The organism is Flavobacterium sp., from assembly GCF_043778725.1.
Taxonomy (GTDB): Bacteria; Bacteroidota; Bacteroidia; order Flavobacteriales; family Flavobacteriaceae; genus Flavobacterium.
In genome coordinates, this window is sequence record NZ_JAYWFT010000065.1 from 36,803 (window position 1) to 46,779 (window position 9,977).

Annotated in this window: 12 protein-coding genes and 1 tRNA gene; 1 reads left to right on the forward strand and 12 read right to left on the reverse strand. The window is 32.0% G+C overall.

Annotated elements, in window-relative coordinates; genetic code table 11:
- Positions 1–48: 48 nt before the first annotated feature.
- From ACH2CG_RS05550 to deoC, 10 genes are all read right to left on the reverse strand, one after another.
- Positions 49–315, reverse strand: coding sequence for a hypothetical protein (locus tag ACH2CG_RS05550; protein WP_395063029.1), 267 nt, complete (start codon positions 313–315; stop codon positions 49–51).
- Entirely contained in the window at positions 305–847 is a 543-nt protein-coding gene (locus ACH2CG_RS05555) for a DUF420 domain-containing protein (protein ID WP_395063031.1), read from the reverse strand. Before ACH2CG_RS05555 ends, ACH2CG_RS05550 begins: the two co-directional genes overlap by 11 nt.
- Before the next feature lie 2 nt (positions 848–849).
- Complete coding sequence (locus tag ACH2CG_RS05560; protein ID WP_395063033.1) at positions 850–1,530, reverse strand: SCO family protein; 681 nt, start codon at positions 1,528–1,530, stop codon at positions 850–852.
- A gap of 5 nt (positions 1,531–1,535) precedes the next feature.
- Positions 1,536–2,192 carry a hypothetical protein gene (locus ACH2CG_RS05565; RefSeq protein WP_395063035.1) on the reverse strand — a complete coding sequence of 219 codons (657 nt, stop codon included), beginning with the start codon at positions 2,190–2,192 and terminating at the stop codon, positions 1,536–1,538.
- A 78-nt stretch (positions 2,193–2,270) separates the two neighbouring features.
- The gene (locus ACH2CG_RS05570) at positions 2,271–2,621 is read right to left on the reverse strand and encodes a cytochrome C oxidase subunit IV family protein (RefSeq protein WP_395063037.1); all 351 of its coding nucleotides are present in this window, start codon (positions 2,619–2,621) and stop codon (positions 2,271–2,273) included.
- Positions 2,622–2,642: 21 nt separating this feature from the next.
- The gene (locus ACH2CG_RS05575) at positions 2,643–3,677 is read right to left on the reverse strand and encodes a cytochrome c oxidase subunit 3 (RefSeq protein WP_395063039.1); all 1,035 of its coding nucleotides are present in this window, start codon (positions 3,675–3,677) and stop codon (positions 2,643–2,645) included.
- Positions 3,678–3,719: 42 nt separating this feature from the next.
- Entirely contained in the window at positions 3,720–4,298 is a 579-nt protein-coding gene (locus ACH2CG_RS05580) for a heme-copper oxidase subunit III (protein ID WP_395063041.1), read from the reverse strand.
- 2 nt (positions 4,299–4,300) lie between these two features.
- A complete protein-coding gene (gene cyoE / locus ACH2CG_RS05585; protein WP_395063043.1) occupies positions 4,301–5,203 on the reverse strand; it encodes a heme o synthase in 903 nt (300 codons plus the stop codon).
- Positions 5,204–5,305: 102 nt separating this feature from the next.
- On the reverse strand, positions 5,306–7,459 hold the full coding sequence (locus ACH2CG_RS05590; protein ID WP_395063045.1) for a gliding motility protein RemB: 2,154 nt from the start codon (positions 7,457–7,459) through the stop codon (positions 5,306–5,308).
- Positions 7,431–8,174, reverse strand: a complete 744-nt coding sequence (deoC, locus tag ACH2CG_RS05595; RefSeq protein WP_395063047.1) for a deoxyribose-phosphate aldolase — start codon at positions 8,172–8,174, stop codon at positions 7,431–7,433. Before deoC ends, ACH2CG_RS05590 begins: the two co-directional genes overlap by 29 nt.
- 281 nt (positions 8,175–8,455) lie before the next feature.
- Between deoC and ACH2CG_RS05600 the strand changes: the two genes are divergently transcribed.
- The gene (locus ACH2CG_RS05600; protein ID WP_395063049.1) at positions 8,456–9,061 is read left to right on the forward strand and encodes a hypothetical protein; all 606 of its coding nucleotides are present in this window, start codon (positions 8,456–8,458) and stop codon (positions 9,059–9,061) included.
- Here ACH2CG_RS05600 and ACH2CG_RS05605 read toward each other — a convergent pair.
- Together ACH2CG_RS05605 and ACH2CG_RS05610 are read right to left on the reverse strand one after the other, a co-directional pair.
- Entirely contained in the window at positions 9,056–9,757 is a 702-nt protein-coding gene (locus ACH2CG_RS05605; protein ID WP_395063051.1) for a porin family protein, read from the reverse strand. The two genes, ACH2CG_RS05600 and ACH2CG_RS05605, sit on opposite strands and share 6 nt — an antisense overlap.
- 24 nt (positions 9,758–9,781) lie before the next feature.
- Positions 9,782–9,866: transfer RNA gene (locus tag ACH2CG_RS05610), tRNA-Ser, on the reverse strand.
- Positions 9,867–9,977: the final 111 nt, after the last annotated feature.

The window sequence follows — 9,977 nt, forward strand, 5'->3', positions numbered from 1 at the left end:
GTTTCAAAAAAACTATTTTTAAGTATAGTATTTATGAACTAAACCCAGCTACTCTGCCTTTTTCTTGCTGTACATTCTGTAAACAACAATAGCTACAACTCCAACAAGAATGTAAGGAATGACCATTAAATAAACAATTCCGTCGTTTACTGCTTCTGCTTTGGCAGTATTTCCTTCACTTTCTAATGATGCTCTGCACATAGCACATTGCGCTTGAGAAGCAATTGGCAATAAGCAATAGGCAATAAAAAAAAGTACCTTCCAAAACCCATTCACTTTTGAGTTTTGAATTTTGGCTTTTGAATTAATTAACATAATACGGAGCAATCATTAAATAAACAATAACACCAGTCACTGCAACATACAACCACAATGGAAAAGTGATTTTGGCTAATTTTTTATGTCTATCAAACTGTTCTGACAATGCTCTAACATAAGTAAATAAAACCAATGGAATTATAATGACCGAAAGTGCAATATGTGTTATCAAAATAAAGAAATATACATATCTAATGATTCCTTCACCACCAAATTTTGTAGATTCAGAAGTCATGTGATAGGCAACATACATAACTAAAAAAACTATAGAACAAGCGATGGCACTAGTCATTAACTTTTCGTGTAACGAACGATTTCCGTTTTTAATAGCTCTTACAGCAAAAATCAACAACAAAGCTGTAATACCATTTATGGAAGCATAAATTGGAGGTAAAAACGAAAGTGGCTCTACTTCTATCCCAAAATCTTTAAGTTTAACACTAAACAATAATGCCACAACAATAGGAATTAGTAATGAAACTATAATTATTGGCGTTTTAAATTTTTTCTCGATTGCTTTATTTTCCATGATTATTCTTCTAATAGTAATTTAATATCTTCTTTTATTGCTTTCACTCCAGATTGTTCCAATCCATCATAATACAAAATAGGGTTTCCTTGCTTGTCTTTTCTGCATCTAATGTTTCCTTGTTTGTCTATCAAGGCAAAAAGTCCCGAATGTTCAAAACCACCATTTACTTTGCCGTTTTCTGCTGCAAACAAATTGAATCCTTTATTGGCTAATCCAAGAATATATGCTTTATCTCCAGTTAGAAAATGCCAATTAGACGAAGTTGCACCTATCTCTGTAGCGTGTTTCTTTAAAACTGCAGCCGTATCATTTTCTGGATTGATGGTTATTGAAGCAATTCCGAAGTTTCCGTTTTTAGAAAACTCATTTTGAATCTCCACCATATTTTTATTCATAACAGGACAAATAGAGGGACAAGTAGAAAAGAAAAATTCAAGAACATAAACTTTTCCAACATACTCTTTATTAGAAATTTTGACGTTGTTTTGATCCGTCAATTCAAATTTTGGTGCTGGTCCAATTTTCACTAAAGACGGTTCTTTTATAATTTCGTGAGAAAGACTCATTCTATCATTTTGAACCACCGATCCGTTTTTAATTCTATCAACAATTCTAGGAATAAATATAATTCCAAAAATTAATATGATTAATGAAATTCCAATGTATGATTTATTTTTCATCTCAATTATATTTGTCTGGTTGCATTATGATTTTTTTTCAAAGCTAATCTATATTCGGCGAGAATAATTTTAACATCATCTGTCATTTGGTTGTAAAGATCAGATACTAAAACAGTGTTATAACCTTCTTGATATTCTAGCTTACCTTTTTTATCATGACCTTTTCTTCCTCTTAAATTTCGTTTTTTATCAATTATAAACACATTTGGTGTTCCAAGTTTATCATCAAGTTTACCAACTAATTGAAGTTTATTATAAAACGTTTGGATTTCTTGAGGAGTTCCAAAAACAAAATTCCAACCCGATTGCGTTCCTAGTTTTTGTAAATCTATCTGCAATTCTTTTACTTCGTTTTGAGTTCCTTCTGGCAATATCATTACCATTTGAAAATCCTTGAAATCTTTATTTCGCGCATAAATTTTTTCGTAAAGATTAAAGAAGTTTCCTTTATGCTTTAAAACATCTTGTCCTATAAAGCCAAGAATTGTAATTTTATTAGTCAACGCAACTGGTTTATTGTCTAATGTTTTCCAAGAACTAATTTCGGGAATATTTTTAGTAATTGTAGGAAGGTTTGCAAAACTGTTAACGCCAGATGCAAAAAAAAGATAAGCAACAATTGGAAGAATAAATAATATAAATAGGACTATATTCTTTTTCATTTTTTTTATTATAATTTGATTCTACAAAAATAAAAAAAAGGTACGCAATGCGTACCTTTTTATTGAATTAATATAATGTTAAAAATTCCATTTAATTGTGGCATTTTTGAAAACGCCATAAATGTAATGTCCTTCTGTTAACAAAATAAACACTAAATATAAAATTAAGAAAATTACAGTCCAAACTACAGCTCTTCTCAAGGCTGGAGTTTCGCCTTCCATGTGCATGAAAGCCCAAACAATGTAATATGCTTTAAAAACCGTTAAGATAATAAATATCCAATTTAATAGGTTCATACCTAAAAAATTAGTTAAATGTAGTGACTCTGGCTTGATGATTCCTAAAATAACTTCTACAGTAGTAACTACTGATAAAAGTGCAAAAACCATCCAAATTCTTTTTGTATTAGAAACGTGTTCGTGTGACATAATATATAATTTCTAAAAATATTAAACTAAGTAGAAGAATGTAAATACGAAAACCCAAACTAAATCGACAAAGTGCCAGTAAAGTCCAACTTTTTCAACCATTTCATAGGTTCTTCTTTTTTCATACGTTCCCAAAAGAACATTGATAAAAATAATGATATTAATGATAACTCCAGAAAATACGTGAAATCCGTGGAAACCAGTAATAAAGAAGAAGAAATCGGCAAACAATTTACTTCCGTATTCGTTGTGTTGCAAGTTAGCACCTTCAACAACCATAGTTGCATCAGCCAATCTTTTTTCAGATTCTGCTCTTGACAATACAAATTTATGTTTCGGTCTGTTAAGTGATTTATCTTCGTTTAATCCTTTAGCAGTTTCTAGCGTTTCTGGATCATTGATTACTTCAGTTCTTATTAATAAGTCTGGATGCGATTTAAATCCGGCTTGAACCTGCTCTACAGAATAAGTAGGTAATGAACCTTCCTCCATAAACCATTTTCCTTTTCCTCTTGTAAGTTGTTCTCTTTCTTTAGGAATACTTGTATCTGCGAACTCTTCAAGAGCAACGCGTTTTCCTTTAGCATCAACAAACTGAAGAATACTTCCTCCTTTAGTTTCGATAGCACCATATTCACCTTGAATGAAGTTTTTCCATTCCCAAGCTTGTGAACCAACGAAAATTAAACCTCCAATGATGGTCAAAAACATGTAGAAAGCTACTTTTCCTTTATTCATATTGTGACCAGCATCAACAGCCAAAACCATTGTTACAGATGAACCAATTAAAATAAAAGTCATTAATGCCACATAATACATTGGCATTGAAACTCCGTGAGCAAACGGAAAGTGCGTAAACACTTCATCGGCTAGAGGCCAAGTTTCAATAAATTTAAATCTAGAAAAACCGTAAGCTGCCAAAAATCCTGAAAAGGTCAATGCATCTGAAACGATGAAGAACCACATCATTAATTTTCCGTAACTTGCTCCTAATGGCTCATTTCCGCCATCCCAAGTTTTTCCTACAGTATTTGCAGTTGTAACTGTCGATCCCATAAAAAGTTGTTGTTAAAAAGTTCCCAAATTTACGTTTTTTTCTTATTTAAAGAAATATAAAAACAAAAATAAATAAATCCACAAGAAATCAAGAAAGTGCCAGTACATTGCACCTAGCTCAATACCAAGAAATTGTGACGAATTGTACTTTTGTTTAAAATGATTATAAATTATAATTAATAGCGAAATTATACCTCCAGACAAGTGAGCAAGGTGTACATAGACCAAAACATACAAGAAAGAAATGGTAATTGAACCCGATCCACCAGTTGGATACAAATGACTATCGAATAATTGATTGAATCCTTGAAGTTGCGAATATACAAAAGCTAATCCAAAGGCTAATGTGGTCAATAAGAAAATAGTTGTTGCTTTTCTGTTGTCTTTTTGAATTGATTTTTTAGCCAAATGAATGGTTACACTACAAGCCAAAATAAAAATTAAACTAAAGAAAAAAGAAATAGGCATTTCAAAATTTGTCAACCAATCTGGTCGTGACTTGCTTACAACCAATGCGCTTGTTAAACCAGCAAACATCATGGTCATGCTTATCATTGCGAAAATCAACAAGAGTTTGTATGACCTTGCTGTACGCGATTTGTATTCTTCATTTGTCATCATAACTATCTTAAAAATTTATCTGTTATATAAATTATTTGCAACAAGGTAATATAAGAAACACTAACCAACATCAGCGTTCGTGCTGCTTTGGGCGTTCTTTGTTTATAAAGTTTTACTGCATATACAAGCATCCACAATCCTAATAAAAACACAAGAACTGCTGCTATTGGACTGATAAAAAACTGTCCGGTAAATCCAAAACATGGCAAAAGTGACGCAACAATTAACCAAAGTGTATATAAAATAATTTGGACTGCCGTTTTATTATCTCTTTTCCCTGTTGGCAGCATAAAAAAACCTGCTTTTTCATAATCTTCAAACAAGAACCAACCGATTGCCCAAAAATGAGGAAACTGCCAAAAAAACTGAATCATAAATAAAGTTCCTGCTTCAATTCCGAAATTTCCTGTGGCGGCAACCCATCCTAACATAAAAGGAATTGCTCCTGGAATTGCTCCAACAAAAACAGATAAAGATGTTGCCGTTTTTAATGGAGTGTATACACTTGTATATAAAAATATTGAAATCGCTCCAAACATTGCTGTCTTTGGATTAATCATATACAATAAAATCAATCCGATTATGGTGAGTAGACTTGCTATAAACAAAGCTACATTGGGCGACATTCTTCCGGCTGGAACAGGACGATTTTTAGTTCTATCCATTAATGCATCTAAATCTTTTTCAATAACTTGATTGAATGCATTGGAAGCTCCAACCATACAATAGCCTCCAACAGAAAGCATAATTAAAGTTGCCCAACTAAAAGGATGACTAGAATTGAACCCTAATAAATAGCCTGCAATTGATGAAAAAAGTACACTTACTGCCAATCCGGCTTTGGTGATTTCTTTAAAATCTTGAAAGATGGCTTTAAATGAAAAAGTATTTGTTGAAGTATTCAATGTACTTGAAAATTGTTTTTAGTTTTCGTGATGCAAAAGTAGTTTATCAAAAAGGATTTGACAAAAAACAATTGATAAAATTAATAAAAACAATGCTTTTTTCTAATAATCAAAATACCAATTGAATATATCGCATCTTAATCCTAAAGAAAACCATGTAGTACTATCTTTTTTAACCAAATCTGTTTCAGCATTCGGACTAAAATTTCTGTAAATTAAACTTCCAAAAACTTTTAAATTTGTTGCTGGATTGATTAAATATCCAGCTTGTAAATCGGCGATAAAAATATTGGTTTTATTTCCTTGACCAATTACAACTCCCGTATTGTACGGACGATTATCATCATAACTTAAATAGATATTTCCTCCATAATTATAAGAATCTGTAGCGGTATTAAAATCTAGTCCTCGAATACCCATTGTGATTTTCGCATCGGCAAAATAGCGACCTTTGTGATAACGTGCAATTGCTATTAACTCTTGTGCATTTCCACCCCATTGATGTCCAAGACTTTGATTACTACTTCCGTAATTTGTCAATGCATTACTATGAGAATATACGTAAGGACGAACTCTGTTGTACTCAACTTGCAGTAATAAATTATCAATATTAAATGCATTGAAGTATTTTGCTCCTATTTGATAGGCAAATTTATTTTTCCAGCTTTGGTTTCCAGCTTTTACTTCACTAAATGAAAACTCATCAATTAGAAATTGTCCGTAAAAATTAAATTGATTGTTCAATTTATATTTATATGTTAATCCCAAAAGAGCATTTCCGCTTTTAGACGAAGCCGAAATTTCTACGGCACGATAAAAAATAATTGGATTTACAAAACTCATATCAAAACCACGATTGTTTTGGTTAGCCCAAACAACTGATTCAAAAAAACCAAGATTCAATTTTTTGGTAACATTCCAACTCAAATAATGGTTTGCCATAAATTTAGTAGCATATGTTCCGTCAACAGTTGCGGCATCACGAACATCTTTTAGCCACATGTAAGTATTGGTATATTTAATTTTCCAAAACGTAGTATTGATTTTAAAATAGGGATACGGACTAACGCCATCGCTCAAAATTAGCGAACGGTAACCGTCACCAATAAAATTTCTTCCATAACCCAATTGCAAATCAAACGACTTGCTTGGCGCAAAAGTCAAATTAGCTTCTGCCATAGGAAAATCGTACGCATCGGTTTTAAACTCTTTTGCAATTCCAATTCCAGGAATTATTGCAGGATTTCCTCCTGATGGACGTATCGAATTTGCATAATTATTGAAATAATCTGCAAAACGTCCTTGACTTTCATAAATGGTTGTTGTAAAATTCAACTGCGCTCCTATTCCACCTCTAATTTGGATTCCGCGTGTGTTTACATAGGTATAATCCTTTTTACTTGGATCACTTTTCCCTAGTTGCAAGTCAAAAATTGGATTCATTGTAAACCAATAATCATCACCTTGAATTGCTACTGTATTTTCGTTCCACAATTTTTTGCCCCACCAAGAAGTTTTGTTTTTCATCAACTTTTGGTTTTCTTCTTCTAGATTGTAATATTTGAAAACTTCGGCATAAGTATAAGGTTTAGAAGCTGTATGATTGTTACTTCCCACACGATTCATAGCTGGATCAAATTGAGCATAATAACTGTGCGAAAGCGGAATGCTTAAATGGCTTTTAAATTGTGGATTACTGAATTTTTTATAGGCTATACTATCAAATTCTGTAAGTTCTTTATTTTTATCTTTTAACGAATATACTGTAGATTGCGGTTTAGAATCTTGTTCTTTTTGAGCTTTTGCATCAGCAGGATTTTGCAACGGAATGGCTATTTTAATCGTGTATTTAGCATATGTTGGTTTTCCGTTGTAAGTTGCCGGACTCACTTTGGGTAGTTTTGCAAAAACACGTTTGCTTTCTGCAATCAAATCTTCGTTGTTGGCATCTACATATTGTACTTTAAAAGTTCCCTTGTCATCTACTTCAAAAAGTACAATTACCGTTCCTTTATAATCGGAAGCAAGATTTTGTGGCACTTTATAATTGGTAAATACAAATGTTTGCACTTCGTTATCAAAGCAATTTTCTAATTCTTTTCCTTGTAATTTTTCACAGCTAGGAAAAATCGGCATTTGTTCGCTATTTTTTTGAGCCAAAGCAGTTGTAAGACTTAAAAATAAAAAAAGTAACGTTATGTTTTTGAACATTTTAATATAATAAAAATTAGTAATTGCTAGTTGTAGTTTCGCCATTGGCAATCGCTTTGGCAGATGATGTTCCTATTCTTTTTACGCCAAGTCTTATCATTTCAACAGCTTCGTCATAAGTTCTTACGCCACCAGCTGCTTTTATAGAAAGAGGTGAGCCGTTTTCGAGCATTATAATAATTGCTGGAACTGTTGCTCCGTTTGGCAATCCGTTTTCGGTTTTGTAAAATCCTGTAGATGATTTTACAAATACTGATTGATAACACTCTTCTTTAAAGTTAGACATCACCACATTTTTTATCAATGCAGACAATTGTATAATTTGGTCGTTGCTCAGCGCGGCAACTTCAATAATCCATTTTACAATTTTATGGTTTTCTAGTCCAAGTTTAGTTCCTTCTAGAACTTCTTTTTTCACCAAGTCTATTGCGCCATTTTTAAACGCTTCATAGTTGCATACAAAATCCAAATCGTCGGCACCATCAGCAATTGCTATTTGAGCTTCTGTAAGTTTTTCTTCTAGCAAATATGTTCCTTCATGAAAACCAATTACGGTACCAATAGTAAGTTTAGAATTGGAATCGATTACCATTTTCTTCGCCATGGCAACCATGTTTGGTCTAATCATGATTAATTTAAACCCTTCATCAATCGCTTCTTGAACAAAGTTTTTTACAACTTTAGTATTTTCGGCAACAGAAAGACCAGCTTGATTGGGCGTTTTTAAGTAAGTCGAATCTAAATAGTTCTTGATGTTCATTTTGTTATTTATCAATGGATAAAGGTACAAAAAAAGTTTTTCGTTTTATCGTGAACAAAAATAACAATAATTGGTTGCTTGTGAAGTTTTGTTTTTAGTTATTTTTTTTTTGAGGAGTGCATGGCTAGTAATTTCCTTGCTATCCATTTTCCTGCTATCCATTACAATTTCGTCTCGTTCCAAAAAACGAGACGATATTTTCATTACTATCAGGACTAAAAGGTTTTGTCTTTTGTGAAAATAAAAAACAAAATCCTATATTTGTTTAAAATAAAATTGCCTTGAAAAAAGTTCTTCCTTTTTTTTCTTATCTCTTCCATCCCATTTTCATTCCTATACTAGGAACCGTTTTTTACATTCTCAATAGTGATGGCTATTTTCCAAAAGAACAATACTATTTATTACTCTTTCAGGTAATAATTATTACTTTTTTTCTTCCGTTATCCTTTTTTTATTTGCTAAAAACCTTTGGAAAAGTAGACACAATAATGCTTTCTGATGCTTCACAAAGAAAAATTCCTTTATTGATGCAAATTGCTTTAACCATAATTCTCATTAGTAAAAGCGTAACAATAGAACGATTTCCAGAGTTATACTTTTTCTTTCTTGGCGGAATTTGCAGTACCATAATTGCATTTGCTTTAATCTATGCTAAGATAAAAGCTAGCATTCACATGATTGCCTTAAGTGCATTAAGTTTTTTTGTAATTGGAATGAGTGTTCATCATGAATTAAACATCATATACAGTATTGCAACACTTTTTTTAGCCACAGGAATTGTTGCTTCGTCAAGACTTTTTATGAAAGCACATACCATGGAAGAATTGATAATTGGCTATGTATCTGGAATGTTACCCCAAATGGTTTTGTGGGTATTTTGGTTATAAAATATAAAACTGCAATCCTACATTAAAGGTACTCATTTTAATTTTTTCACCATCAATTTCACCCGATTTAAATATTGGATTTAATCCATAATACGCATAGAAATTCCAAGTATTCCAGCCAGCAGCCATGTAGCACCCATATTGCAATTTATTTAAATCTGGATTCTTTTTATAGATATTTGTTTGCACATCATTTACAAATTTATAGCGATCACCAATTAGGTAACTAAGTTTAAAACCTGTGTAAACCCTCCAAAATTTATGACTTTCTGGTGTAGAAGCACGCCATCTTATTTCTATTGGTAAATCAATATAATGCAACGATAATTTATTTTTATCATAATAAATATCTTGCGATAGTAATTCATAATTATTATCAGAAACTCCATTAGAAGCCTGAGATTTATATACATACAAATTACTATTATAAATATTTAATGAATAGCCCAATCCTGTGGCAAAAGAGAAGGTTCGGCTTTTATTGATAGGCATATCTCTTAAAAAACCTATACAAAATCCGGAAGAGAATTTATTTTGGTTCAATCCCTTTAATTTTTGAAGATTATTATAAGTAAAATTCAAATAAAATTGATCTTCACGATATAAAGAATCTACAACTTTAGTTTCCGCAACTTCTTGTTGTGCAAAAGCACATAAAGAAAAAAAGAAGATCACTATGAAACTATATAAACGCATAGTAGTAAACGTTAATTAACTAAGCAGAGAGGAAGGGATTCGAACCCTCGATATGTTGCCATATACACGCTTTCCAAGCATGCGCCTTCAGCCACTCGGCCACCTCTCTAATTGGGATTACAAATAACTATAAAATTTATCAATAATCAAAGTTTAAGTTTAAACCATTTCACCTCGAAGCGAAGTTTCAAAAATGGTTTTAAAAACATTAGGAGCCACA